Below are 25840 nucleotides of genomic sequence, written 5' to 3'. Positions count from 1 at the left end.
ACGGAATATCTTCCTGCGGGGTGCTGGGGGTGCGGGGTTCCTCGGCAGCGTCGTGCGCGTTGTGAGCCTCTTGTGCTTCCTCGTAGGCGCGCTCGCGGGTGGCCGTGATCTTTTGGGCTACCGTCTGGGCCCAACGCTTCGTCTTCTTTGCCAGCGGGCCAGTCGGCTCCGTCATGGCCCACGTTCCGTCCTCGTAGAGCCACACGATGTCCCCAGTATGCGGATCCATGATGTAGTGCGCGCGCCCATCAGTCTTCATGTTGTGGTGGTGCTGGCACAGGCTGGCCAAGTTGCGCGGGTGCGTGGCGCCACCATCGGCGTAGTTAATGCGGTGGTCCATTTGGCACAGGTAGGCCGGCCGGTTGCATCCCGGAGCGCGGCAGGTGCCGTCCCGGCCCTCCACGTATTTGCGGATGAGCTCTGAACAAACGTAGCTGGCTGACTCCGGCGGCTGCGAGGAAAGGTCGCGCGTGCGTGTTGCGGGAATGTCCTGTGACGTCCAACCATGCCCTTGGACGAAGGTGGGAGCGTTGTCGATATCGCTGGCTTGATAGGTGTGCAGAATGACGGTCGCGGGCGGAGAGATACTGCCGGCGATGAGCTTCTTCAGGGCATCGGCCTGTGAAAGGCCGTTTTCCTTTGCTGCCTGCTTGATGTAGCCATCCAAAATCATGCCCGTGGCGCTATCGGTATTGAGCTCGAGGATGCCGCGCTCGCCAGTATCGGTAAAAGTATATGAGTCCTTCTTCGGGGAATCGCGGAAGGAAAAGGACTTGTTGATGCTCTTGCAGATATCGCGCACCTTGCGCCCAATCTGCGCCGGGGTGGGAAAGACCTGGTTCGGTGAGGTAGGGGTGAAGAAGGTGACAAGGGCGTCGTCGATAAGCGCGAGTGTTTCCGCAGGCAGCGCGCCCAGCTTGGTCAAGGTGCGGTCGATGGTGATGAGCGCTTTCATATCGAGCAAGAACTGGCTGTCTTGTAGGGCCTTGACCTGCGGTAGCTCCGTGAGGCGGTGCACGGCTAGACAGCATTCACTAACGGTGTAGTCCCCGACGCCAAGCTTGGCGACGAGCCTCTGGCACGCGACCCCGAAATCCTCATCGAGGTCTGGCATGGCGGCTACCCACGAGCGGTAGTCTGCACGGCGAGCGGCGCTGCGCTCCACGGCGAGGGCGCAGTCAGGGTTCATATGGGAAAAGTAGGCGGTTTGGGTGGCGGTATTCACGGTATCCCCCGAGATTGACGTGTCGATGATATGTTCTAAACGCACTATAAAATATGCCCCGGACATCTATCTCTACCTGGCATTATTGGGATATCTGGGAGGGGGTTATGGAGCCTGTATTTGTCGCTATACACCGAGTGGGGAGTGCCATCCTTCTCACCCCACAGGAGCTCATCGCGTACGTAAAATAGCGAACTATGTTGCCTCGACTCCTCACTCTTAACAGCCTGGTTATTTCGCAGACCAAGTCCTTCATGCAGGATGAATTCCTGATCGCCGATGACGAGGGCGTGCCCGTCGGGACGATTCTGCAGTCGACGAGCCTGAAGGACATGTTCTTCAACGCCTCCCGCAGCCTTCAAGTTGCCTTCACGGATGAGCAGGGAAACCCGCAACAGCCGCTCATGGTGATCAAGGATCCGCCCAACTTCGTGCAGGATACCTATGAGGTGTATCTGCCGGGCGTCGAGAAGCCCATGGCGATCGTGACCAAGCGGTTTGCCATGTTCAAGACGCGGCTGAGCCTAGAAATGGAGGGCTTTCCGGAGATCGAGATTGAAGGCGATGTCTGGGATTGGAATATCACGATTACCAGCCAGGGGCAGCCGCTGGCAGAGGTGCGCAACGAGTGGGGAGGCGTGGGCAGGTTCCTAGCCGGTAAGAATACCTACCGCCTCAGCATCGCGCCGGGGCTCGACCCGCAGCAGCATGCAGGGTTGATTGGTGCGGTCATGTGCATGGACATGCTGCGCACTAAGGCTCAAAACAGCAGTTAGCGGCGCACGAACCGCCAGCTGCCATAGGAGAAGAGCGCGGTGGCGAGTGCCGGGAGGCCGTAGGTGCGCACGGCCTTGCGTACCGAGCGGTAGTCGCGGATGAGCCAGCCTTTTTCTTCGGCGATATCGCGCAACTTGGAATCCGGGTTAATGGCCACGGGGGTCCCCACCATGGAGAGCATCGGGACATCGTTGGCGCTGTCGGAGTAGGCGGTACAGCGCTCAAGATCGAGGTTCTCCAAGGTGGCGAGCGCCGCCACGGCGTGCTTTTTACCTGGCCCGTGGAGGATATCGCCGACGAGGCGGCCGGTGAAGCGGCCATCTTTGACCTCCGCCACTGTGCCGAGCGCGCCCGTGAAACCGAAACGCTGCGCCAGAATCTGCGCCAGCTGCACGGGGGTGGCCGTGACCAGCCATACCTGCTGGCCAGCGTCGAGGTGCATCTGCGCCAGCTGCTTCGTGCCCGGGTAGGCCTTGCGGGCCATGGATTGGTCCACGATGCTCTCGCACAAAGCCACCATCTCATCCACCGAGCGGCCCTTGACAAACTCGAGCGCTTGCACGCGCCCAGCAGCCACGTCAGCGGCATTCTCCGAACCGGAGATGCGGAACTTGAGCTGCTTCCAGGCGATGGGCAGGATCTCTGAGAGCTTGAAGTAGCGACGCCGCGCGAGGCCCAAGGCAAACGACACGAGCGAGGACCCTTGGACCAAGGTGTTGTCCACGTCGAAGAAGGCGGCAGCGCCGACGTCCTGGGGGATGTCCGGGTCGGGCTCGGTTATGGAGCGCGACCCCGCCGATTCGAAGGACCCCTGGACGGAATCGATGCCAGAGGAGAAGGCATCCAGGTCGATGCCGAAGAGGTGCTCCACGGCGGCGGCTGCCGACGCCTCACCGGCCGTACGCTGGTGCTCTTCGCCGAGCGGGGCGAAAGCCTGTTGCTCCAGGAAATTGCGCAAGTTTCCCCTGCTAGCGGTCCAATTGGCAAGGAACTCGCGGGGAGAATCGGGCATACCAGGAGGGAGCGGGAGGGGCACGCGTTCAGCTTTCATAGGGTGGGCGGACTAACGTGTCCATAGTAAACCGCGAAACGTTCTACGTCCTACCGAGGAGAGCTTTATGTCCCACGTCGTCGAACTGATGGTGCGTACCACGTGCGGCTCCTGCGCGCGCGTTCTGGAGCAGATTACCCCGGTGGTCCGTCACGCTGGGGCAGAGCTTAAAGTGTGCAACGTCGATGAGGATGCGGAGCTGGCCATGGAATACGGCGATCGCGTTCCTGTTGTGGTTATTGATGGAGAGGAATTCTCCTGCTGGGAAGTGGACAATGAGGAGCTAGCGCAGGCGCTGGCGGACTAGCTTTCTGTGGGCACTTCCGTGAGTTTCGGAAACGAGATGACAACTAGTAGTCTTTTGGATGATCTATGTCATCCAAAGGGATGATGCAAAACTGGAGGGTTGTGCATGAGTGTGCTCGTCGTGGGCATGTCGCATCAGTCGGCGCCGGTGGCGCTGCTGGAAAAGCTGAGCATGGACGAGACCGTGCAGAATGACACTTGCCGGGCCATGGTGTCGGCGGGCTCGCTGAGCGAGGCGATGATTATCTCCACCTGCAACCGCCTCGAGGTATACACCGTCACCAACTCTTTCCACACCGGGGTCCAGGATGTCGTGCGCAACCTCGCTGACGTTTCCGGGGTGGAGGAGGAGAAGCTGCGCTCCTATCTCTATGTGCGCTATGCCGACGCCGCCGCTGAGCACCTCATGATGGTGGCCTCAGGCTTGGACTCGATGGTGGTAGGGGAGCAGCAGATCATCGGCCAGGTGCGCACCGCCTACCAGTTTGCTTCGGAGCAAGGAACCGTCGGCCCGCGCATCCATGCGCTGGCGCAGTCCGCGCTGCGCACCGGCAAGCGGGTGCATTCCGAAACCGAGATCGATGAGGCGGGCTCCTCCATGGTCTCCTTTGCTTTTGATCAGGCGCTGAGCCGCATGGGCAGGGAAGATCTCGCGGGCAAGCGCGTGCTCATCTTGGGCGCAGGCGCGATGGCCTCGCTCGCGGCAACGCACGCGGGGCGCCTGGGTGCGCAGCTAATTATCGCGAACCGCACCATTGCCCGTGCGGAGCGCGTGGCACAGCATGCCCATGAGGCGGGCGTGTACGCGGACGTTATCGACTTCTCGGAGCGCGCCCAGGCCTTGCGGGATGTGGATGTGGCAATTTCCGCCACGGGAGCCCAGGGTTTCACTATTACGGCGGCCGACGTCGAGCGCTATCACGTAGCCGACCGCGAGCTGATGCTCGTGGATCTCTCTCTGCCGCGCGATATTGATGACGCTGTGGCAGAGGTCGAGGGAGTCGATCTGGTCAACATCGAGAGGCTCAGCAACTCCCTGCAGGCAGCCGATACCGACCTGGCCGCCGGTACCAGCCCGCACACGCAGGCGCGGCGCATCGTCAGCGAAGAGCTGGAAGCCTATGCCTCTGAGCAACGCGTCCGCGACGTCGTCCCGGCGGTCTCAGCTCTGCGCAAGCGGGCCGCGAACCTGGTCCAGTGCGAGGTAGCGCGGCTGGAGCAGAAGCACCCGGAGCTGGACGAGCGCCAGATGGGAGATATCAATCGCGCGCTCAAGCGTGTCGCGGATAAGCTGCTGCACGAGCCCACGGTTCGCGCGAAGCAGCTCGCGGCCAACTCTGGAACCGTGAGCCATGAGACCGCGCTGCAGGAACTCTTTGGACTCCAGCTGGAGGGCAGCGGCGTCGCCGTGGACGTGGCGGAGCTGCCGGACGCCGCGCAGATGGAAGCCGCGGAAAGCACTAAGGAAGAAAAGGACGCATAGATGTTGAAGATCGGTACCCGAGGATCCCTCCTGGCCACGACTCAGTCGGGCCACGTGCAGGAGTGGTTGCAGCAGGAAGGCTATGAGGCTGAGCTGCACATCGTTACCACGCAGGGTGACGTCAATATGGCTCCCGTGGAGCGCATCGGCGTGGGCGTGTTTACCCAGGCCCTGCGTGAGGCCGTCGACCGCGGCGAGTGCGAGATCGCAGTGCACTCTTTTAAGGACCTGCCCACGGCTGCCGACGAGCGCTTCGACCTCGTGGTTCCGCAGCGCCAGGACGTGCGCGAAGCACTTATTGCCCGCGATGGCCTGACCCTCAAGGACCTGCCGGAGGGTGCGCGCGTGGGCACGTCTGCCCCGCGCCGCATCAGCCAGCTGCGCGCGATGCGCCCGGACCTGGACATCCGTCCGCTGCGCGGCAATATCGATACCCGGATGGGCAAGGTCACCAGCGGCGAGCTCGACGCCGTCCTCTTGGCCTACGCCGGCCTCGTGCGCGCGGGTTACGCGGATCGCGCCACCGAGGTCTTCGATCCGGAGTTCTTCATGCCCGCGCCCGCGCAGGGCGCGCTGGCCATCGAGGCAGTGAAGGGAACCGAGGCGGCGAAGGCCATCGCCCTGCTTGCCGACGCCCCCGCTACCGCCGCCACCCGCGCCGAGCGCACCGTACTTTCCCAACTGGAGGCTGGGTGCACCGCGCCGGTGGCCGCTACCTCCCACTGGGAGGGCGATCAGCTTGTCGTGCGCGGTGGGGTCTTCGCTCTCGACGGCTCCCGCCAGCTCATCGCTCAGGCTCAGGGAACAGCGGACGAGGCTGAAGAATTGGGGCGCGCGGTCTCCAAGGAGCTCTTCGCGCAGGGAGCTGCAGACCTACTGGCAGCGGAGTAATCGCACGTAGATTTTTGGTTTCGGGCCTTTTCCTTTAGTGTGTATCTAGCACACGATCATTGAGAGCAATGATTAAGGGCCCCTTAACTCGCGAGTGAGGGGCTTTCTTATCTCCATCCCGCGCCTGCCACGCTTCGGCGCCGGGGCACTCGGAACCCACAAACTAGAAAAGAACCTTATGAGCAATGCCGTGCCGGATACCCAGCCTGAGCTGGGTAAGTCTGATCTGGGCAAAGTCGTCTTCGTCGGTGCCGGCCCAGGTAATCCTGATCTGCTGACCGTCCGCGCCCGCGAGGTTCTGGAGACCACCGCTAACGTTGTCACCGACGCGGGGGTTTCGCAGGGCGTGCGCGACATGGTGGCGCAGCAGGTGCCGGTTCCGCAGGAGCTTCTCGACGCCGCCGAGGAAGAGTACGAGCGCATCTGCGCCGCGGCCAAGGAAGCGGGCGCGCGCCGCAAGCCGCCGCGCCCAGCACCGCCGACGGCGGCGGTCTTTGAGGAGGTCGAGGGGGACGTCGTCAAGCAACTGCGTAACGCGCTCGAGCGCGCCGAGGGCCACGACGTGATCCGCCTGGTTACCGGTAACCCGCTCAACCGCGAATCCATCAAGGCGGAGATTACCGCCGTGGCCAACGCAGGCATGGAATTCCAGGTGGTTCCGGGCATGTCTCTGCCTTCGACGGTTCCCTCCTTTGCGGGCATTGCTCTCGGTGCCACGTACACCGAGGCTGATATCACGCAAGGGGCGGACTGGGACGCGCTGGCCACCGCGACGCAGCCGCTGGTTTTGCAGGCCACGGCGGATGACCTGCCGGTCATTTCCGCCGAGTTGGTGGAGCGCGGAATGCCCGCGGAGACGGAAGCATATGTCACCGTTCACGGCACCACGCGCCTGCAGCGCACCCACGAGACCACGCTGGGCACGCTGGGCAAACTTGATGCTGAGCTGCCGGGCGAGCTCGTGGTCACGCTGGGTCGCAGCTTTGATGATCGCTCGAAGTACTCCTGGTGGGAGAACCGTTCGCTCTATGGCTGGCGCGTGCTGGTGCCGCGCACGAAGGAGCAGGCCGCGGCGATGAGCGCCCGTCTGGCTGGTCACGGCGCTATCCCGCAGTCGGTGCCCACCATCTCCGTGGAACCGCCACGCAATCCGGCGCAGATGGATCGCGCCATCAAGGGTATCGTCGAAGGCCGCTACAAGTGGGTCGTGTTCACCTCCGTCAATGCGGTGAGCGCGGTGTGGAAGAAGATTGCGGAACTCGGCCTCGATGCCCGCGATTTCGCCGGCGTGCACCTCGCCGCGGTGGGGCAGAAGACCGCCGATGCGATTCGCTCTAAGGGCATGGTCCCGGAGCTGCTGCCGCCGGCAACGAAGCAGAACGCCGAGGGTCTCGTCGAGGTTTTCCCAAACTATGTTGAAGACATCGACGCTGTGGGGCGTGTGCTGCTGCCGCGCGCCGATATTGCAGGCGAGGCGCTGGTGACTGGCCTGCTGGACTTGGGCTGGGAAGTCGATGATGTTGTGGCCTACCGTACCGTTCGTGCGGCCCCGCCGGCCGCGGAGATCCGCGACATGATCAAGACTGGCGGTTTCGACGCCGTGGCCTTTACCTCGCCGTCGACGGTACGCAACCTCGTCGGCATTGCCGGCAAGCCGCATGCCCGCACCATCATCGCCTGCATCGGCCCCTCCACCAAGGCGGCGGCCGAGGAAGTGGGCCTGCGCGTGGACGTGGTCCCGGAGGTCGCGGACGTGCCGATGCTTGTCGACGCCCTCGCTGACCACGTCGCGGCCCTGCGCGCTGCCGGCAACCTTCCTGCTCCGCGCAAGAAGCGCCGCTCGCGCAAGAAGACGGCGTAGACCGCTTCTGGGCGGGCAGGAGAGGGGCGACTAGAGTCGAGAAGGTAGTTCAATTTTCTCGTAGCTCAAAGGAGAGTTTTTACTCATGAGCATTGCTCGCCGCCCCCGCCGCCTACGTCAGAACCCGGCTTTTAGGGATTTGGTTGCGGAAACCTCGCTGCGCCCCTCCGACCTCATCCTCCCGATGTTCGTGGTCGACGGTCTGAACGAACCCCGTGATATCCCCTCCATGCCGGGCGTGCAGCAGCACAGCCTGGATTCCCTCAAGCGTGCCGCGCACGAGGCCCTCGATGCGGGCGTGACCTGCGTTGACCTCTTCGGCGTGCCGCGCGAAGAGGATAAGGACGCGACCGGCTCCGTGGCCTGGGACCCGCAGGGCATCCTCAACGTGGCGATTGCGGAGCTGCGTCAGGAATTCGGCGATGACCTCATCGTCATGGCGGATACCTGCCTCGACGAGTTCACCTCCCACGGCCACTGCGGCGTGGTCGATGACCAGGGCCGCGTGCTCAACGATGAAACCGTGGAGCTCTACCAGGATATGGCCCGCTCCCAGGCCCGTGCTGGCGCGCACATGGTCAGCCCTTCCGGCATGATGGATGGTCAGATTGCCGCGATCCGCGAGGCCCTCGATGAGGCCGGCCACGAGGATGTTGCCATCATGGCCTACTCGGCCAAGTACGCTTCGGCCTTCTTCGGCCCCTTCCGCGATGCCGTGGGCTCCTCCCTAGAGGGGGATCGCCGCACCTACCAGCAGGACCCGCGCAACTTCCGCGAGTCCATGCTGGAAGTGGACCTGGACATCGAGGAAGGTGCGGACATCGTCATGGTTAAGCCTGGCCTGCCGTACCTCGATGTGCTGGCCGGTGCCGTCGAGCGTTCCTCCGTGCCGGTAGCTGTTTACCAGGTCTCCGGCGAGTACGCGATGATTCAGGCCGCTTCCCAGAACGGGTGGATTGATGGCGAGGCCGTTATGCTGGAGTCCTTGACCGCGTTCAAGCGCGCGGGCGCGGATCAGATCCTGACCTATTTCGCCACGGACGCCGCCCGCTTGCTCAAGTAAAAGGAGAATCGTGACGTTCAGCCCGAACACTACGCCGTCGGCACACAAGCCGACGGAGCAGAATAAGGAGCCGGATAAGGAGCACGCCAAGCGTACCGAAGCCGTCTCCCTCATGCTCAAGGTGTGGACCGTTGCCCTGGTGCTCGAGGTGGTGCACCTGGTCTTAAGTATCGTGCTCACCTTGCTGAACCGCGATGAGCTCTTTGCCCAGGCCCGCAAGACCGCGGAGTCTGCGGCGGAGAAGTCCGGGCAGGACGTCAGCGATGCCTTTGTGCAGCTCGTGGGTTATGGCTCGGTGGCGTTCAGCTCGCTGATTTCACTCGCCATCGTCGTGCTGCTGGGCATCATGCTGGGCTTTATCCACAAGAACTCCAAGGCAGCCGGTACTGGCCGGCGCCTGTGGTTCGCTTTCTCCCTCTACTTTGGCCTCCGCGTGCTCATCGTTTTCATTAGTAGTCCCGCCGGGGCGAGCGTGCCGGACTGGCTCTTCCTGCTCGATGGAGCCGTGCAGATTCTCGTCGGCGTGGCGGCCGTGATGGGCTTGATGTTCTCCACCAAGGAAGAGGTGCTCGAGTACACCGGCGAGATGGAGCAGCTGCGCCAGATGCGCAAGGAGATGGAGGAACAGCGCCGCCAGGAAAACCTGGAGGAGCGCGAGAAGAAGAATAAAGATAATAAAAACAAGGACAGGGAGAAAGAGGACAGCAAGGACGGCAAGCGATGAGCGAGCGCCCCGGTCCCGCGGACTATAACCGCCGCCCACGCCGCCCCAAGAAGCAGGGCGAGCAAGACTTTTCCACCTGGCCTTCGCAGCTGCGCATTGCCTACTGGGTCTGCGTGATTGCCGCAATTGTCATGCTCACCGCCGGAATGGTGGGGATCTTTGGTTCCTATACATCGGTGACGAACACCCAGCTCAGCCCGGAGCAGGTGGACTATATCCGCTTCAACACGCGTTTTGCGGCCATCTCCAACGTGGTGGGTGCCGTCATCATCGCGGCCTGCTCCGCGCAGCTGGCAAGCGGTTCAATATGGGCGCGCCGCATCATCACCGCGGTGTCTGCCTACACCATGTTCGTCAGCATTGCGGCGCTGATCGCGGGCGTGGGCGGGCTGCTCTTGCTGCTTATCCCGATGGCGCTCATGGTGGCCATCTACTTCCTCTTTCACCCGGATTCAACGGCTTTCATCAAGGCCCGTCGCGCGCAAAACTCCTGATTGGCGCCTACTCCAACTTTTGATTCATAATGGACGGTATGTCTCGACTGTCTGATGCGCCGCTGATTGCTGCCGCTACTGGCCACACGCCCTCCCGCCCGCCCGTCTGGTTCATGCGCCAGGCGGGGCGCTCTTTGCCGGAGTACCGCAAGGTGCGTGAGGGAATCAGCATGCTGGATTCCTGTTTCATGCCGGAGCTCCTCGCGGAGATTACCCTGCAGCCGGTGCGTCGCCACGATGTTGATGGCGCCATCCTGTTCAGCGATATCGTTGTCCCGCTCAAGGCCGCGGGCGTCGGTGTGGAGATCGTCCCCGGCCGCGGCCCCGTCATGGATGCACCCGTGCGCACCAAGGAGGACGTGGCCAACCTGCCTATCCTCGACGTTGATGTGCCCGAGGTGCGCCAAGGCATTGAGATCATCCTGAGCGAGCTCACCGACAAGCAGGCCCTCATCGGCTTCGTCGGCGCACCCTTCACCTTGGCCAGCTACCTCATTGAGGGCGGCCCCTCGAAGAACCACGAGCGTACCAAGGCGCTCATGCATTCCGATCCGGAGACCTGGCACCAGCTCATGGAGCGCCTGACCCCGACGATCATTTCTTTCTTGGAGCTCCAGCTGGATGCCGGCATCGACGCCATGCAGCTCTTCGATTCCTGGGCGGGTTACCTCAATGAGCGCGATTACCGCGAGTTCGTGCTGCCTTATTCGGAGCAGATCCTTAAGGTCGCAGAAGGCCGCGTGCCGCGCATTCACTTCGGCGTGGGGACTGGCGAGCTGCTCGGCGCGATGTCGGAGGCCGGTTCTGAGGTCATGGGCGTGGACTACCGCGTGAGCATGGATGCCGCCGCGGCCCGCGTCAACGCGGACATCCTGCAAGGCAACCTCGACCCGGCTCTGCTGTTTGCCGGCGAGGACGCGGTGCGCAGAGAAGTACGCGCCATCAAGGCAGAAGTCGACCGCGCAACTGAGCGCGGCGACATGAAGGGACACATCTGGAACCTCGGCCACGGCGTGCTGCCGACCACGGAGGCGGAAGCCATTACCCGCGCCGTCGCCATCATTCACGAGGAGGGCTAAATGAAGATCGCAATCATCGGTGCGGGCCTCGCGGGCCTCACCGCGGCATGGGAACTCAAGCAGAACACGAAGGGCCCCCACGACATCTTTGTCTTCGAAGCAGCCGACCGCATCGGCGGCAAGCTGCACACCGTGGCCTTCAACGGCGGCCCCACGGACATGGGCGCGGAGGCCTTTATCCGCCGCCGCCAAGACGCCGTGGACTTCTTCACGGAGCTGGGCCTGCAGGATTCCTTCGTGGAGCCCAATCCGGAGCTGCGCCCGCGCGTGTATACCGGTGGCGCGCTGCACTTCCTGCCACAGGGCGGTGTCATGGGTATTCCTTCCGAGCCGCAGGACTTCTTCTCCGAGGCGACCAACGAGCGCATCACCAACGAGCAGCCCTTCGAGTGGGAGATCGGCGGGGATGTCTCTGTGGGTCAGCTCGTTCGCCAGCAGTACGGCGATGACGTGGTGGACCACGTGGTCTCCGCGCTGCTCGGCGGTGTGTACTCCTGTACGGCCGACGACCTAGGCCTGCGCGCCACGGTTCCGCACCTGGCGGCCACGCTGGACACACTGGCGAAGGACGGCCCCGTCACGCTGTCGGCCGCAATCAAGCAGATCGAGTCCGGCCGCAGCCCGGCCGAAGGCTCCGTCTTTGGAACCTTCAAGGGCGGCTACGCCGAGCTTTACGAGGCCCTGGCTGACAAGTCCGGTGCGCAGATCCACCTGGACACCTTCGTCTCCGGCGTGACGCGCAAGGGCGATGCCTTCGAGGTCAAGGGCGCGCCGGGGGCTATCGGCCCCTTCGACCGCGTGCTCTTTGCCACCCCGGCACCGACCACCGCGCGCCTGCTCAAGGCCGTAGCCCCCGAGGCCGCCCAGGAGCTGTCCACCGTCCAGCTGGCTTCCTCTGTGGTTGTCGGCTTCAATTTCGCCTCCGCCACGGATCCGGAGGGCAACTCCCTTCCGGAGGCCACCGGCATCCTCGTCGCCTCCGATGAGCCTGACCTGCGCGCCAAGGCCTTCACTCTCTCCTCTAATAAGTGGCCGCACCTGAACGAGCGCGAGGGCTTCCTCGTGCGCGCCTCCTTCGGCCGCTTCGGCGATGACGCCCTCGTGCGCGCGGAGGAGGATGACCTGGTGGACTACGCCCTCGATGACCTGCAGAAGATCACAGGCTTCGACGGCCGCGCCGCCGGCGTGGAGGAGATCTACACGCAGCGCTGGTTCGGCGGCATCCCCCGCTATGACGAAAAGCATCTGGCCACCGTTGCCGCGGTCCGCGCCAAGCTTGCCGACGTCCCCGGTATCGCCACCGCCGGCGCCTGGGCTGATGGAGTCGGCGTGCCCGCCGTTATTGCCGGCGCCCGCGCTGCCGCGCAAGCACTCGTCAGCTAGCTCGCTGTCGGCGCCTGCCTTTTGGCGCCTCGCAAAAGGCGCCCCGCAAAAGGCGTCTGATAAAAGGCATCTTTGGGTCTAAAAACTCCATTTGTCAAGCATAAAAGGCGTTTTTGGCCGTGAAAACGCCTTATGACTGATGCCTTTTGCCAGATGCCTTTTAGGCAGAGGCGATACGGGAAGTTGACGCTAGCTAGTAGTGGTATCTGCACCCAGCAATCTCGATGGTCGCGCCCTTAATGCGATAGATCAGTCGGTGCTCTTCGGTAATTCGCCGAGACCAGAACCCGGCCAACTCGAACTTGAGTGGTTCGGGCTTTCCTATCCCTTCATTGCCGTTTCGTGCAATGTCTTTAATGAGGCTATTGATTCTCTTGAGGATCTTCTTGTTGTGAGCTTGCCACCAGAGGTAGTCCTCCCATGCTTCCTCTGTCCACGAAAGAATCATGAAGCTTAATCTTCCTCAACGAGCTCGTGCTCCGTTGCTTCCCCGGCGTTGAGACTCTCGATGGAGTCAAGCAGGCGCTGGGCATTGCGAGGGGAACGCAGAAGGTATGCGGTTTCGCGAAGAGAGTTGTAGTCATCTAAGGAAACGATGACTGCAGACTCATGACCATTGCGAGTGATGATGACTTCCTCACGGTCATCAACGACCGACTGTAGGACCTCGGCGTATCTTGCTCGCGATTCCGAGTAAGACATGGTTTTCATAAGCTATCTCCCTTCTTGTACAAGAAACTGTACAACGAAAAGGGGATGAGCGCTAGAGAGGTTTCAGTTTATGGGGCCACGTGAACGGTGCGCGTCAGATTGAGCTGCTCGCATACGTGCTCATCGTGGCTGACCAGGATGAATGCCCCGCGGTAGCTCGTGAGCACCTCAATCAGCCAATCGGTGGTGGGGATATCGAGGTTGTTTGTCGGTTCGTCGAGAAGCAGAAAGCGCGGGGCTGGGTCGCTGAGCAAGACGCGGGCGATTTCGACGCGGAAGCGCTCGCCACCAGAAAGCTGGCCCACGGGCTGGTGGATCTTGTCGTTGATAAAGAGCATTTGCGCAAGCTGGTCGCGTAGGAACTGCGGGTCCGCGTTGGGGTTGGCCTCCCGCACGATATCGAGCACAGACTTCTCCGCGGGCAGGACGATGCGTTGGCGGATGTATCCGAAGGGCAGCGCGTACTCGACGTCGCCGCGGGCGACGCGGTTGAGGAAGGTGGTCTTGCCGCTGCCGTTGGGGCCGGCGAGGCGAACGCGCTCGGGGCCAGTAATACTCAGCAGATCGCTGACGAGCACGCGTGTGCCCGTGGGCAGCTCAGTGCCGGGGAGGGCGATGTGGACATGGGTGTCGTCGCGAAGCGCGCGCTGCGCCTTGTCGTGCGCCGACTGGGCGGCAGCGACTGCATCGTTGGCCTGTTGAGAACGCCCAGCGGCCGAGCGCTCGGAACGGTTCTTGTCTAAGCCCATGGCCATGCCGGGTTTGCGCTTCGAGGCGGCGAAGTTCTTGCCGCGACGGGCATCGCGTGCGATGCGGGTCTGCATGGCGGCGCGCTCGCGGATCTGTTTGCGGTGTTCGGCCTTGGTCTCCCTGACCTTGGCCTGCGCGGAATCCTGCTCAGCATCAATCGCTGCGCGGTAGGAGGAGTAGTTTCCCTCGAACTCGCGAAGTGTTCCGTGGTAGAGTTCCGCGATGCTTTCCGCGTGCTCGAGGAGCTCGCGGTCGTGTGAGACGACGAGAACCGGCATCGGCGCGGTGCGAATGAGCTCGAGTAGGCGCTGGCGCGATTCGGAGTCCAGGTTGTTGGTGGGCTCGTCGAGGATCAGGAAATCCGGTTTGCGGAAGAAGGCGGCGGTCAGCGCCACAGTCACGGCTTCACCACCCGACAATGTGCCGATAGTGCGATCCAGCGGGAAGGGGATACCCGCAGCGTCGAGAGCTGCTTCAATACGCTCTGCTAAGTCCCACTGCTCACCAACAGCGGCAGCGAGCTCTTCCGAGTATTCGCCAGCCTCAATACGGGCAATGGCACTGAGGATCTCTGTTGCGCCAAAGACTTCGGCGATGGTGTCAGACGTATGGAGACCTAAATCCTGGTCGACATAGAGGACTGAGCCCGCGGATACCGTTCCCGAAGTCGGGGCAATGAGACCAGCAAGTACCTTGGCTAGCGTTGATTTTCCGGAACCATTCGCCCCAACTAAGCCCGTGAAGTGGGAGGAAAACGTGCCGCTGAGGTCCGTGAAACAAGGGGTGCCGTCGGGCCAGGTGACGGTGAGATGAGAAAAAGAAATAGGCATGAAGAAATCCACCTTCGAGTAAGTCGCGTAAAAGTGTGACGTCGAATTAGGAAAAAATCTTCATGCCCGAAAGACTAGCCCCGACTAATACCCCAGCGCAAGGGCCGCCACGCCAAGGCCGAGGGCGCCGCGGGTGATGTAGTGCAGCACCTCGGGGGAGAAGGAGACACCGAAGCCGCCGCTATCCAGCATGGACATGCTGTCTACCCGTGCTGGGCGGGAACGCTTAAACGACGCCCAGCTAAGGCCCGCAACAATGAGCGCCACTGCGATGGCGGAGAGCTTCCACACCAAGAGGAGGACACCGGCACCAACGAGTGCCGTGCCCACAGAAGCGATAAGGGGAAGGCCCCAGTCTGGCCATGCATCGTCGCTGACGCGGCCGAAGGAGGCGGCGCGCCCAACCGCCGCGCCGACGATGCTCCACGCGGACATGAATCCGACGATAGCCAGCGCCCCGAGCTGTGGGGCGAACCCCAATGTCAAGCCGAGGGCCGCGAGCGCACCGACGCCGATGTACCACCGTCGTCCCAGACGACGGAAGAAGAGACCCGTCAACGTGGAGGGCGCATGGGCGCGACGAGGAATCCAGGCGGACTGGCTCGCAATGGCATCGGAGGTGACCTCCGAATCAAGCAGGCCAAGGCCAGATCCACCGACCAGGCGCGTGCGCCCAGCGCTGAGAAGCGAAGCCAGCGTGAACGAGCGCCACCCCACGACGAAACGCAGGGCTGGCACCACAAGCGCGAACCACGGGGATAGCCCGGTGGACACGCAGATGCCGAACCCCAACACCCCGAAGCCGACCAGCTGCGCCCACGTGATCCAGTCTGTACCCCGGAGCCTGCCGCGCGGGCGATCGACGTAGACCCAGCGTTCCCGCGACAGTGCGCGCAGAGGATAGAGAACCTCGGTGAGCACCATAAGCGCGAGCAGTCCCACGATGCCGGCAATAGGAGCGACACCAGTCAGCGTGATTCGCGCCGGGATGATAGGCAGGACTGCGCCGACTTCTTGCCAGACTGTATAACCGAAGCCGAAGACGATGCCGGCGAGGATGAGATACCAAATGCCATCACCTAGCCGGGATAGCGTGCGCATCACAGCTGCACCACCTCGTCGCAGGCTTGGGTGATGGTGTCGGAATGTGAGGCCACGACGATGCAGCGATTCTCCTCGTCGGCTAGGTAGCGCAATTCGCTTGCGAGGAACTCGGTCCAGGTGGCGTCGAGGTGGCGCTCGGGCTCGTCGATAAGCAAAGCACGCGCCGGCTGGTACAGCTGGGCAGCCAGAAACACGCGCTGGCGCTGGCCCGAGGACAGGCGCGAGGCAGGGTGTGGAAGGAGAGGCTCAAGCGCCCAGAGCTCGCAGAGCTTGGCGACGTCCACCCCTGCCGCCTTTCCTATCACGTCCAGGTGCTCGCCCACGGTGAGGTCGGGGAGAAAAACCGGCTCGGCTACCGTAATCACAGCACCCGGCTGCTCCTTCGTGCCGACGGGACGGCCGTCGCACTCCACTGAGCCTTCGAGAGGCGCAAGCTCACCGCCGAGCGTGGCAAGTAACGTGGATTTACCTGAACCGTTGGGCCCAGCGAGGCCATAGATGCGGCCTGGGGCGAAGTCCTTCTCAAGGTGTCCAAGGGGCGTGGAATGCCCGTAATCGGCGTCGATGGAAAGCATTGCTGGGCGGCGAGCTCCTTACACTGGGCGGCTAGACAATAGCTAAAACTTATTGATGAAGTTTAGCAAAATGCACGCCCTGAACGTTGTTCTCGAGATGGGAAGCGCCCTTGGGATTGGTGTTATGAGCTGCTAAAATGAGAGAAAATGTAGTTGAAAACTCGGGAGGATATCCACATGACAAGCACGGTAAGAACAGGGAAGAGCGTTGAAGATAGCGTGACGTTTGCCAAGGGGGTTTCTCTGTTGGCTGGACACGATATGGATGCGGAGCAGGAAGAGCTTGTCCGTGCCGTCGCTTCAGGAGAGATGACGGTCGACAGAGCAATCGAGATCGCTAAGACACAAGTTAAATAGGGGTTTCCGCAACTATCGTGCCGCCAGAAACGCTATTGCGTCGCGTTAGGAGTCGTGTATTGAATCCGAATCAAGTAAAAGATGAAGACCTTGAGCGGGATCCGCTAACGCTGAGTGATGCTGCACTACGTTTGGCAGGCCACGATGTAACTGATGAGTACGTGCGCCAGCTGGGCCGCGAGGTAGTCGCAGGGGCACTATCTGCCGACGAAGCTGTCGCTCGTGTTCGGCGAGCTTCGCTGAAGTAGAGCGAGAGTTCGTCGGAAAGCGCAGCACCTAGGTGCGGGCCTAGCCCTTGTTGCGGAAGACGAAGATGGAGGAGAAGTCCTGGTCGCCGTGGCCCATGGCCTGCTGCTCCTCAAAGCGCTCGATGGCGGCGGCCACTGCAGGCAGCGGCTTGTTGGCGGTCATCTCCATGAGCTTGGCGTCCTTGCACAGGGCATCCACGGTGAAGTCACCCGGAGTGGTGTTGCGCTCGCCGGTGATGAACGGCCCCTTCATATTCTTCATAAAGGCCAGGCCAGTGATGTCGAGCATCTCGAGGATGACCTCGGAATCGAGGCCCTCAGACTCGCCGAGGTGCAGTGCTTCCAGTACGCCCTCGGCGGTAACGGCGAGGGCTAGGTTGGCCAGGAGTTTGCCAATCGCCGCGGTGGCGGCGGATTCCACGCCGATGAGCTTGTTCTCATCGGCCCAGGACTCGGCGATGGTCATGGCGAGTTCGCGGCGGTCGTCGTCAGGCGTGCCCACATAGACGCCGAGCTTGCCCTCGCGCGCCGGGCCCAGAGAGCCAACGACGGGTGCGTGGACATAAGAGTCGACCGCGGCGGCGAATTCGCGGGCGGCATCGGGGGAGACGGTCGTGGTATCGATCCAGGTCACGTCCTCTGGGATGAGCTTGGTCTCGATGATCTGCTCACGGATGTCATCGGGGCCAAAGAGCGAGGTAATGATGACCTCTGCGCCTTCTACGGCGGCGGTGGGGGAATCGGCGAGGGTAGCGCCGGACTCAACCAGCGGTTGCGCGCGCTCAGCGGTGCGGTTCCAAACGGTGAGCTCATGGTTTTTGAGGAGGTGTCGGGCGAGCTCAGTGCCCATGCGGCCAGTACCAAGGAATGCAATCTTCATGCCGCCCAGTGTGCCATTATTGTGGGCAGGCTCGCTGCGATTCATGCGAGCCCCGGACGAGGGAGCCGTACCCGGTGACGCGACAAGACGGCCAGAAAGGGCTGGCCATGTCGTGGTGCGTGTTGATTTTCTCCGGCGCCTTCGAGGCCGTGTGGGCGGCGGCGCTGGATAAGTCGGAGGGCTTCAGCCGGCTGTGGCCCTCGGTGGTCTTTTTCGTTGCCTGCGCCATTTCGATGGGCGGGTTGGGCTGGGCCATGAAGTCCATCCCCGTGGGCACCGCTTACGCGGTGTGGGCCGGCGTGGGCGCGGTGGTCACCGTCATTTACTCCTTCGCCGCCGGGCACGAGGCGGCAACCGTGTGGAAGGTGCTTTTCCTCGCCATGATCATTGGTGGAATTATGGGGCTGAAGGTGGTGCACTAGGAGGCGTCGGGCTTTTCTGATAAATTTGTGGATATCAAGCTGCAAGGCGAATAGGCTCTGGCCCCAGCACAGCTGGGGCCATCTTTCGTGAGGAACCTTTTTAGACATTGGGCCGCTGTTCAAATTCGAAATGGCAAGGTATTTGGCCAATTGTCCCCTCCGCGCAGCTATAAATTTCCTAAGATCAGAAGCATGAAACTGTTTTCGCAACCTTTTGATACGCAGCTTGGGGAATACCTCAAGGAACTACTTAATTCTGAGCAGTATGACACTCTGAACGTTGTTGTCGCTTTCGCTAAGAACAGTGGTGTACTAAGGCTCAAAGATTCGCTTGAGCGCTTTCGTGAAAAAGGTGGAGAAATTAATGTTTTCGTTGGCATTGACTTGAATGGGACTTCCGCTGAAGCACTCGTAAACTTGTTAAGTATCGTTACGAGCCTCCACGTGATTCATGATGAAAACGGCCAGACATTCCACACAAAACTTTTCAACTTTGTAGGGACCAAGCAAGCTTCTCTCGTCGTTGGATCAAATAATCTGACTGCAGGCGGATTGTGGACGAACTATGAATCGTCGATTCAACTCTCACTGGACTTGGCTAAGCCAGAATTCCAAGTGATGCAGCAATCTGTAGACAACTACCTTTCAAAGTTGAGCTCTAACACTGAGACTGTGAAGCAGATTAAAAGTCGGGCCGATATTGATGAATTAGAGGCGAATGGATATGTAGAAAAAGAAGTTAGGAGCAAAGTCCATACAAAAAAGAAAAGCGGAAATCGGGAAAACAGGAAGAGTTCTTTTGGTTCGAGTAAGCGTGCTCCGCTACCTGGTTTATCCACATTTAGCAAGACGGTTGAGGGAATCGTTGTTTCGGGAGATGCTACAGTTGACAATCCCGATCTATCGTCTCTCATTGATGCGAGCGATTTTACGGAAGCAACTTTGTGGTTAGAAACACGCAAAATGACAGGTGGTTCCCGCAATATTCTTGATCTTTCAAAGACCTCTTTACTGCTTAGCGGTACGGTTGCGGGGACTGAGTATGCCCACAGCGATAAAAAATACATGCGGGGGGCTGTGGAATTTTTTGGCCTTGACCCAGACGATACCGATGTAGAGAAAGAGATTGTTATTAACTTTGATGGTGTCGACTATGGGGGAAATATTATTAAGTTTCCAGAAGGTGAGAAAGCAAACGGCACGTGGCGTGTTCAAATTCGCGGAGTATCTGCAGCTGGAAAAAGAATTACGTCAACGTTTAGAGAAAAAGCTAATGGTGGGCACTATCTTCCTGAAAAAATCGTCTCGTTTACTCGATTGAATCCGAACTATTACTTTCTTTCTGTCTTTGATGGGGGAGAGCTTAGCAACTTTATGAAAGCGTCATCGATTACTGCGTATAACGGCCGTACTGATCAAGCGAAGCTTCTAGGAATCTTGGAAGGGCGTTAGCCATTCGCGATGCTTTTTTACGCGCCTACCTGAAATTCCACCATTGGCGCCTCCGAGAGTCAGCTCGATAGCATTATCGTTCAAGGGGATTCCTTCGGAAATGAAGATCGACGCATTGGTGTGAGTGCGAAGATATTTGGCAAATTCCCTGACATCAAAGCCGAAGCCATACTTTGTGGTTCCTGAATATGGAGGGTCGACGTAAATGACGGCGTTGTCCGGAACCTCCTTTTCTAGGATTTCAGAAACGTCACAACGGTGCGCTTGCACTCCTATTGCGTGACGTGCAATCTCATGGATTCTACGCTCCAATTCCTTCGGCTGGGGCTGCATGGGGTTTGCTGGGCTTCGGCGAACACTGGTGGCTGTGGGCTGCCAGTATTCTCGGAAAAAAGCATTCTTCCAAGCGACACCGTCCCACCATAGTTGTTTCCCGCCGAATGAACATGCTTGTAAAATTGGATAAATTTCAGCCTCGTATTGATCAGGGCTACGCTTTGATAGACGCGTCATATAATCTTTGACTTGGCGCTTATCGTCTGGGATATCTGCGATAAGCTCTGCAAAGACTTGTATATTAAAGGTCCCTGTTCCAATAGCAGACCAAAAGGTTCCCCATGAACTTGAATCCAACATGGTGATGCGAGCTGGGTCCACTCCCCTATTGATGAGTTCAACCGAAATGGCACCCGAGCCACAGCACAAGTCGTAAAAGGGAGTGTTTGAATCAGGGGCAGAGTGAATTAGTATGTCTGCAATTTGTGCTGCAATGCGTTGCTTCCCACCTTGGTAAGTGCACGGAACCCGTAGTTGAGGGATCATTTTTTAACTCTCCGGATGAGGATCCGAGCATAAGAGCGCCGACCATTTATAATTCCAACCCCGCCTCTGTCTTCCGGATGGGGGATATATCCTGCAGAAGTAAGGGTGTTTTGTGAGACATTGGTGCGTGCGTTTCCGTTCGCAAGCATCACAATTTCAAACTGCTCTGGGGTGTAGCGATCTAGGAATGTAATAGGAACCCCCATCAAACCAGGGTAATCCGTGGGGATGTCCATGGTGCGGCCTACCTCGATAGCGTCGTAGTTGTCAAACTTGGGATACATTGTTGGATTGTATGATTTGGATAGCTCGATTCTTTCATGCCGACGTGAGTTATCTAGATTCGTGAACCAACGGACGCCTTTGACACGAATGAATCGGCGTCCTGATTCGTCAATTCCGCAGTTTGCTGCACCCAGGGGGTAGGAGTCGGGAACGTGAAATTTCCTATCCCCTGAACGAATCGATTCCCCATACCAAACTTTATTGTCTCGGAAAAGTGGAAAAACTTCCTTGTAAGTTGATGCATTCATGTTCCCTAGGATCAGAAATGTTTTATCGTATTCAATGAGTTGGGAAATGTATTCGCGAAAAAGGCTAAATGGGGGGTTCGTAACGATGATGTCTGATTCTTTGAGGAGTGCAATGCACTCGGGAGAACGGAAATCTCCATCTCCGTCGAGCAGGCAGATCGAGTTTCCAGCTATATCAAATACTGGATCAAGATTAAGGGAACCGTCTGGCAAGACTAAGTCCTCTCCAGGGACTCTCGTCACTGTCGTGATGTAGGGCTGTCGTTCATCCTCCAGAGGGTAGTCTTGTCCTGCAATTTGAGAGGATGCATAGCAAATTGACTTTAGGCTTGCTAAGCCTAGCTTCTCGAAGTTGAGGAGAAAGTACCTAAAAAAGGCAGATTCAAAAGGATCGTCACAATTGCATAGGACGCTCTTTCCTGAGAATTGATCAGGATAATGCGCTAACTCTTTTTCAATATCTTCGTATTGGGTATAAAATTCGTCCTTCTTGGCGCGAAAAGCTTGGTTTAATGTTGCGTTTCTGGGTGTGGTATGGGGGCGTGGAGGAGTTGCCTTTCTCGTTGCTTTTGTGTCGAATTCAAAAGGAATGCGTCCAGTGCGTGCAACGTTAGAGAGGAAAGCATTGATTGCCGCACTCATTGTGATACCCAGTTCTTTAAAAACTGCGTTTGCATCGTCCTTAAGGGATTGTGGGATGCGAATGGTGGTGGTTGGGTTATGGTTCATGTTGTCTCTATCTCGTTTCTTGCGAAGCTTTTGTAGCACATTGTAGCACAAACTTAGGTGTCCCTTAGATTGAAATTCGGTTCCTAGTTAGAGAAACATGACTGACGGCGAGTTGATTGCTTTAACTAATTCGTTGAGTCTGAACGAGGACGTGTAGCCTGTTCTCTTTAATGCTCTGGACTGGTCGATAGGTTGGTGGTTTACCAATTGCATGGACTCCGTAGCTTGGCATCGATTTTGTGGATGTGTATTCCATGTAAACGGTGCCTCCGTGCTGTTTAACCAAGTGGAGGTAGGTGTTTCGGCGAGGCACCGGCAATGCGCTAAGTATGGTCTCTGCCTCAGAATGACCTAGGTCTTGCTGTATGAGTTTCATGAGTGCCTCTTGATTGGAAGTACCGGCAAGAGGGGGTTGAGGTGCGAAGAACTCAAAACGCACCGCTTATCCAAGATGGAGTCCCCCCGAACTTTTGGGCTTCAGAATACCTGATAAGTCGGGAGGAGAAGAGGGATCATTCGTAGCGCAGCGCCTCAATCGGGTCCAGCTTCGCGGCCTTGCCCGCGGGGTAGTAGCCAAAGAAGAGGCCAATAGCCAGCGAGAAGAGCAGCGAGAGGATGACCGCCCACAGCGGCGGCGCCACGAGTGAGCCGATGGCGGCCGCACCCGCCATGCCGGCTGCGGTGCCGATGGCGATGCCGATGAGTCCACCGATGAGGCAGACCACGATGGCCTCCGTGATGAACTGGATGCGGATATCACGGCGGCGTGCGCCAAGCGCCTTGCGGATGCCAATCTCGCGGGTGCGCTCGGTGACGGTGATGAGCATAATGTTCATCACGCCGATGCCGCCGACGAGCAGCGAGATGCCACCGATAGCCGCGAGCACCAAGCTCATCGTGGTGAAGATCTGGTTCAAGGATGCGAGGTCATCGCTGAAGTCAGACACCTTCACCATGTAGTCAGGGTTGTCCTCGTAGTAGCTATCGAAGACGCGCTGCAGGTTGCTAGCCACCGCGGCCTTGTCCAAATCCGGGTTGCCGCGAACGGTGACTTCGCTGAACGCGGTGCCAGCACCCGGGGAATCGGAGAACTCGGCCTCCAGCGGGTAAGGAACGAAGGCGGTTTGGCTGGGACCACCGCCCACCAGAGGTCCGGTTTGGGGCTCTTCAAAAACGCCGACAACGGCGAGCTCAATCGGGGAGGCCTCCTGGCTTTCAAAGCTCACGTATTGGCCAATGGCGTCTTCAGGGGCGCCGAAAAGCTTGGTGGCTGTTTCCTTATCCAGCATCGTTACTGCCCGGCTGGAGTCGATATCATCCTCGCTGAGGAAGCGCCCGGCCACGATGGAATAAGAGGAGCCGGAGACATAGTCCGGGTTGGTGGGGCGGACCAGGAGGTTGGCGGTCTCCTCCCCGGATTCGCCCTCGACTACGAGGGCGCCGGAATAAGAGCTGTATTCGCCGATATTGATGCCGGCGATCTGATCTCCCAAGATCTCCTTAGCACGGTCCAACATGTCCGGGGTGAGCATAGAGGACTCGTCGTCGACATAGCCGCCGCCCATGAAGGGATCATCGGCTTCTTCCTCTTCGCCTTCCTCGGGGCGCTCCTTGACCTGGACGGTGTAGTTGTTCGCGCCGACCTTGTCCAAGTCTTTCTGCACGGAGGACTGCAAGGAGCTGCCCAGCGTGACGATGGCGATGACCGCGGCGATGCCGATGATGACGCCCAAGAGAGTCAGCGCCGAGCGCATCTTGTTGGTGCGCAGGCTGGTCAGCGCCATCTTGGTGGATTCAGCAAAATTCATGACAACACCCCGTCCTTCATCGTGACGGTGCGGCTGCACTCATCAGCCAATTCCGGGTTGTGGGTAATGAACAAAATGGTCTTTCCATGCGTGCGGTGCAGTTCGTGGAAGAGGTCCATGACCATGCGGCCGGTCTGGGAATCCAGTGCGCCGGTGGGCTCGTCCGCCAGCAGAATATCCGGCTGGTTGGCCAGTGCGCGGGCTACCGCCACGCGCTGCTTTTGACCGCCGGAGAGCTCATTGGGGAGGTGGTTCATGCGGTCGCTCATACCGACCATCTCCAGAAGCTCTTCCGCGCGCTGGGTGCGCTCGTGGGCGGAAACGCCCGCATAGACCATGGGCATCTCCACGTTTTTTAGCGCGGACATGCGGCCGATCAGGTTGAAGTTCTGGAAGATGAAACCAATTTTTTGGCCGCGGAAGGAGGCTAGTTTGTCGTCGCCAAGCGCCAGCGCATCCACGCCAGCCAGCTGGTACTCCCCGGCGGTGGGACGGTCGAGCAAGCCGATGATGTTCATCAGCGTGGATTTGCCGGATCCGGACTGGCCAACGACGGCCACGAACTCGCCCTCCTCCACGCTGAAGTCGAGGCCCGGGATGACGGTCAGCTCGCTGTCGAGGCCCTCGTTGAAGCGTTTGACGATTCCCCGCATCTCAATGAGGCGGCTCATGCGTTCTCTTCCGCATCATCGGAGCCATCGACGGAGGCGGACATGCCGACCATGTCCTTGTGGGTATCCGCCTGGCTGATGACGGTTTCGCCCTCCTTGAGGCCGGAGGAGATGGCGGCGGAGAAATCAGATTCGCTGGCCACCTTGACCTCGCGCGCCTGGATCGTGCCGTTGTCGACGACGAGGACGTTCTTCTTGCCGCCTTCTTCATAGATGGCGGAGAGCGGCACGGTGATGACGTTCTTGTCCTTCTTCGTAATGATCTTTACCTTTGTGGTGGAACCGAGGCGCAGCCCCTCGCGGTTGCCGTCGACACGGATGTGCACGGGGAATTCGGGCTTGGAGGAGCCAGTTGGCTTGCCGGAGCCGCCGCCTGCGCCAGCCTCGACATCGGGCTGCTCAGCGGTGGGGGAGATGAAGGTGACCTTGCCTTTGAACTCCTTGCCTGGGCTGGAAGGCGAGGTGAACGAAACTTCATCGCCGACCTTGATGCGGGCGATATCGCCCTCCTTGACCGTGGACTTCACCAGCAGGGAGGAGTCATCCGCCACGGTGAGGATGGGGCCTTCGGCGGGCATGCCGGCTTCGCCATTGACGGCGGTGATGACTCCCGCCAATGGGGAGCGCAGGTCGGCCTGGGAGAGCCGGTACTCCAGCGGCCCATTTTCCTTGGCATTGTTCGCGTTCGCCGACGCCGCCGATTCCACCGCGTGGTTCACCGCTTGGGACTGGGAGGAAATCTGCTGTTCGATGGCGAGGTTGCTGGCTTGCAGCGCGCGTTCGGCATCGGCAACCGCTTGGTAGGAGGCGGCGGTGGCGCGCTGTTGTTCGCCTAGCTCGCGGTCGATGCCGCGGAGGACGCGACCATAGGATTCCTCGGACTGCTTGAGCTGGCGCTCGGAGTCCTGCACGGCCTCGTCAGAATCGAGGTAGCTCAAGAAAGCGCTGGCAGTGTTGATTCCGGAAGGATCTTCGGTGGCGGTGCCGAGGGAGGCCAGTGCGGACTGGAAAGACTTGGACTCAGCATCGCGCACCCCGGAGCGTGCTTGCTCGACGGCGGCGCGGGCTTCGGCAATCTCGGGGCGGTCGCCCTTGGCAGCGAGGGCATCATCGAGCTTGCGCTGTGCCTCGGCGTACTCGGTCTGCGCCGAGTTCACGGCGGACTGGGCGCTGTTGACCTCGGGGTTGAGGCCTTGGTCGAGGGAATCCTGAAGCTGGCGCAGCTGGAGCTGGGCATCCTCGATTTGGTGGACGGCCTCGAGCTTGCTGGCCTCCTGGGAGGTGCGCTGGGCCTCGAGCTCGCGCTCGGTTTCGGTGGTGTCCATGCGGCCGAGCAACTGTTGGGCTTCGACGCGATCGCCCACCTTCGCGTCTAAAGACTGGATGGGGCCGGTCAGCGAGGTGGTCAGTGAGAGTTCGCGCTCGGCAGAAACCGTTCCGGAGGCGGAGACGGAACTGATCAGGTCTTCTTTGGTGGTTTTCGTGACATCGGTTGCGGTGAGCTGAATATCGGAAGACCCACTGGTTAGTGCGTACATTCCACCGCCGCCTGCGAGGAGAACCGCAGCGATAGCGCCAGCAGTGATGCCGAGAGCTTTCTTATTCATGAAT

General features: G+C 60.0%; 27 protein-coding genes and 1 riboswitch. Of the genes, 14 read left to right on the top strand and 13 right to left on the bottom strand.

Translation table 11 applies throughout. The features are described 5' to 3' along the window. The coding region (locus HMPREF2635_RS09450) for an HNH endonuclease signature motif containing protein (protein ID WP_246824874.1) at window positions 1-1270 on the bottom strand (1270 nt) is incomplete at its 3' end. 152 nt (window positions 1271-1422) lie between these two features. On the opposite strand from HMPREF2635_RS09450, the gene HMPREF2635_RS09445 reads away from it, so the two are divergent. After that, complete coding sequence (locus tag HMPREF2635_RS09445; protein ID WP_070681434.1) at window positions 1423-2001, top strand: LURP-one-related/scramblase family protein; 579 nt, start codon at window positions 1423-1425, stop codon at window positions 1999-2001. Here HMPREF2635_RS09445 and HMPREF2635_RS09440 read toward each other — a convergent pair. After that, window positions 1998-3014, bottom strand: a complete 1017-nt coding sequence (locus tag HMPREF2635_RS09440; RefSeq protein WP_070821665.1) for an HAD-IB family hydrolase — start codon at window positions 3012-3014, stop codon at window positions 1998-2000. The two genes, HMPREF2635_RS09445 and HMPREF2635_RS09440, sit on opposite strands and share 4 nt — an antisense overlap. A gap of 106 nt (window positions 3015-3120) precedes the next feature. On the opposite strand from HMPREF2635_RS09440, the gene HMPREF2635_RS09435 reads away from it, so the two are divergent. The 9 genes from HMPREF2635_RS09435 (at window position 3121) to HMPREF2635_RS09395 (ending at window position 12337) form a co-directional block, all read left to right on the top strand. Then, on the top strand, window positions 3121-3360 hold the full coding sequence (locus tag HMPREF2635_RS09435; protein ID WP_070513456.1) for a glutaredoxin family protein: 240 nt from the start codon (window positions 3121-3123) through the stop codon (window positions 3358-3360). A gap of 105 nt (window positions 3361-3465) precedes the next feature. Then, window positions 3466-4842: a glutamyl-tRNA reductase gene (locus HMPREF2635_RS09430; RefSeq protein WP_070821664.1), complete on the top strand. Its 1377-nt coding sequence runs from the start codon at window positions 3466-3468 to the stop codon at window positions 4840-4842. Beyond that, a complete protein-coding gene (gene hemC, locus HMPREF2635_RS09425) occupies window positions 4843-5733 on the top strand; it encodes a hydroxymethylbilane synthase (protein ID WP_070821663.1) in 891 nt (296 codons plus the stop codon). A 178-nt stretch (window positions 5734-5911) separates the two neighbouring features. Then, window positions 5912-7594 carry a bifunctional uroporphyrinogen-III C-methyltransferase/uroporphyrinogen-III synthase gene (locus HMPREF2635_RS09420; RefSeq protein ID WP_049154863.1) on the top strand — a complete coding sequence of 561 codons (1683 nt, stop codon included), beginning with the start codon at window positions 5912-5914 and terminating at the stop codon, window positions 7592-7594. A gap of 85 nt (window positions 7595-7679) precedes the next feature. Next, complete coding sequence (gene hemB / locus HMPREF2635_RS09415; RefSeq protein ID WP_049154862.1) at window positions 7680-8657, top strand: porphobilinogen synthase; 978 nt, start codon at window positions 7680-7682, stop codon at window positions 8655-8657. 10 nt (window positions 8658-8667) lie between these two features. Continuing rightward, entirely contained in the window at window positions 8668-9381 is a 714-nt protein-coding gene (locus tag HMPREF2635_RS09410) for a hypothetical protein (protein WP_070821662.1), read from the top strand. After that, the gene (locus HMPREF2635_RS09405) at window positions 9378-9875 is read left to right on the top strand and encodes a tellurium resistance protein TerC (protein ID WP_070821661.1); all 498 of its coding nucleotides are present in this window, start codon (window positions 9378-9380) and stop codon (window positions 9873-9875) included. The genes HMPREF2635_RS09410 and HMPREF2635_RS09405 overlap by 4 nt, the downstream gene beginning before the upstream one ends. A 38-nt stretch (window positions 9876-9913) precedes the next feature. Then, window positions 9914-10954, top strand: coding sequence for a uroporphyrinogen decarboxylase (gene hemE / locus HMPREF2635_RS09400; protein WP_070821660.1), 1041 nt, complete (start codon window positions 9914-9916; stop codon window positions 10952-10954). Beyond that, on the top strand, window positions 10955-12337 hold the full coding sequence (locus HMPREF2635_RS09395) for a protoporphyrinogen oxidase (RefSeq protein ID WP_070821659.1): 1383 nt from the start codon (window positions 10955-10957) through the stop codon (window positions 12335-12337). A gap of 193 nt (window positions 12338-12530) precedes the next feature. On the opposite strand, the gene HMPREF2635_RS09390 is transcribed toward HMPREF2635_RS09395, so the two are convergent. The 5 genes from HMPREF2635_RS09390 to HMPREF2635_RS09370 all read right to left on the bottom strand — a co-directional run bounded on the left by HMPREF2635_RS09390 (window position 12531) and on the right by HMPREF2635_RS09370 (window position 16307). Beyond that, on the bottom strand, window positions 12531-12785 hold the full coding sequence (locus HMPREF2635_RS09390) for a Txe/YoeB family addiction module toxin (protein WP_046647801.1): 255 nt from the start codon (window positions 12783-12785) through the stop codon (window positions 12531-12533). Window positions 12786-12790: 5 nt separating this feature from the next. After that, window positions 12791-13048, bottom strand: a complete 258-nt coding sequence (locus HMPREF2635_RS09385; protein ID WP_046647800.1) for a type II toxin-antitoxin system Phd/YefM family antitoxin — start codon at window positions 13046-13048, stop codon at window positions 12791-12793. Between the two features lie 68 nt (window positions 13049-13116). Continuing rightward, window positions 13117-14628: an ABC-F family ATP-binding cassette domain-containing protein gene (locus HMPREF2635_RS09380; RefSeq protein ID WP_070821658.1), complete on the bottom strand. Its 1512-nt coding sequence runs from the start codon at window positions 14626-14628 to the stop codon at window positions 13117-13119. 84 nt (window positions 14629-14712) lie between these two features. Next, window positions 14713-15729, bottom strand: coding sequence for an ABC transporter permease (locus HMPREF2635_RS09375; protein WP_070821657.1), 1017 nt, complete (start codon window positions 15727-15729; stop codon window positions 14713-14715). Next, on the bottom strand, window positions 15729-16307 hold the full coding sequence (locus HMPREF2635_RS09370; protein ID WP_070701464.1) for an ABC transporter ATP-binding protein: 579 nt from the start codon (window positions 16305-16307) through the stop codon (window positions 15729-15731). Before HMPREF2635_RS09370 ends, HMPREF2635_RS09375 begins: the two co-directional genes overlap by 1 nt. A 177-nt stretch (window positions 16308-16484) precedes the next feature. Between HMPREF2635_RS09370 and HMPREF2635_RS09365 the strand changes: the two genes are divergently transcribed. Both HMPREF2635_RS09365 and HMPREF2635_RS13330 read left to right on the top strand, forming a co-directional pair. Next, complete coding sequence (locus HMPREF2635_RS09365) at window positions 16485-16664, top strand: hypothetical protein (protein ID WP_070821656.1); 180 nt, start codon at window positions 16485-16487, stop codon at window positions 16662-16664. Window positions 16665-16723: 59 nt separating this feature from the next. Further along, window positions 16724-16912, top strand: coding sequence for a hypothetical protein (locus HMPREF2635_RS13330; protein ID WP_141761701.1), 189 nt, complete (start codon window positions 16724-16726; stop codon window positions 16910-16912). Window positions 16913-16952: 40 nt separating this feature from the next. Here the strand turns inward: HMPREF2635_RS13330 and HMPREF2635_RS09360 are convergent, their stop codons facing one another. Further along, complete coding sequence (locus tag HMPREF2635_RS09360; RefSeq protein ID WP_070821655.1) at window positions 16953-17792, bottom strand: NAD(P)-dependent oxidoreductase; 840 nt, start codon at window positions 17790-17792, stop codon at window positions 16953-16955. A 25-nt stretch (window positions 17793-17817) separates the two neighbouring features. Beyond that, a riboswitch (guanidine-III (ykkC-III) riboswitch) is annotated at window positions 17818-17888 on the top strand. Window positions 17889-17899: 11 nt separating this feature from the next. Here HMPREF2635_RS09360 and HMPREF2635_RS09355 point away from each other — a divergent pair. Both HMPREF2635_RS09355 and HMPREF2635_RS09350 read left to right on the top strand, forming a co-directional pair. Continuing rightward, window positions 17900-18214 carry a DMT family transporter gene (locus tag HMPREF2635_RS09355; RefSeq protein WP_070821654.1) on the top strand — a complete coding sequence of 105 codons (315 nt, stop codon included), beginning with the start codon at window positions 17900-17902 and terminating at the stop codon, window positions 18212-18214. 192 nt (window positions 18215-18406) lie between these two features. Further along, window positions 18407-19666, top strand: coding sequence for a phospholipase D family protein (locus HMPREF2635_RS09350; RefSeq protein ID WP_070701467.1), 1260 nt, complete (start codon window positions 18407-18409; stop codon window positions 19664-19666). Here HMPREF2635_RS09350 and HMPREF2635_RS13085 read toward each other — a convergent pair. The 5 genes from HMPREF2635_RS13085 to HMPREF2635_RS09330 form a co-directional block, all read right to left on the bottom strand. Next, window positions 19643-20323 carry a DNA adenine methylase gene (locus tag HMPREF2635_RS13085; RefSeq protein ID WP_210401607.1) on the bottom strand — a complete coding sequence of 227 codons (681 nt, stop codon included), beginning with the start codon at window positions 20321-20323 and terminating at the stop codon, window positions 19643-19645. The genes HMPREF2635_RS09350 and HMPREF2635_RS13085 overlap by 24 nt on opposite strands. 161 nt (window positions 20324-20484) lie before the next feature. Further along, complete coding sequence (locus HMPREF2635_RS09345) at window positions 20485-21750, bottom strand: type II toxin-antitoxin system RelB/DinJ family antitoxin (RefSeq protein WP_070821653.1); 1266 nt, start codon at window positions 21748-21750, stop codon at window positions 20485-20487. A gap of 512 nt (window positions 21751-22262) precedes the next feature. Continuing rightward, window positions 22263-23558 (bottom strand): ABC transporter permease, encoded by a 1296-nt coding sequence (locus HMPREF2635_RS09340; RefSeq protein ID WP_070821652.1) that lies wholly within the window; start codon window positions 23556-23558, stop codon window positions 22263-22265. Then, window positions 23555-24229, bottom strand: coding sequence for an ABC transporter ATP-binding protein (locus HMPREF2635_RS09335; protein ID WP_070821651.1), 675 nt, complete (start codon window positions 24227-24229; stop codon window positions 23555-23557). The genes HMPREF2635_RS09340 and HMPREF2635_RS09335 overlap by 4 nt, the downstream gene beginning before the upstream one ends. Further along, window positions 24226-25836: a permuted SH3 domain-containing protein gene (locus HMPREF2635_RS09330; protein ID WP_070701470.1), complete on the bottom strand. Its 1611-nt coding sequence runs from the start codon at window positions 25834-25836 to the stop codon at window positions 24226-24228. The genes HMPREF2635_RS09335 and HMPREF2635_RS09330 overlap by 4 nt, the downstream gene beginning before the upstream one ends. Window positions 25837-25840: the final 4 nt, after the last annotated feature.

The sequence above is a fragment of the Corynebacterium sp. HMSC035E02 genome, from assembly GCF_001836065.1.
Taxonomy (GTDB): Bacteria; Actinomycetota; Actinomycetes; order Mycobacteriales; family Mycobacteriaceae; genus Corynebacterium; species Corynebacterium hiratae.
This window is presented reverse-complemented; position numbering and strand designations above follow the sequence as displayed.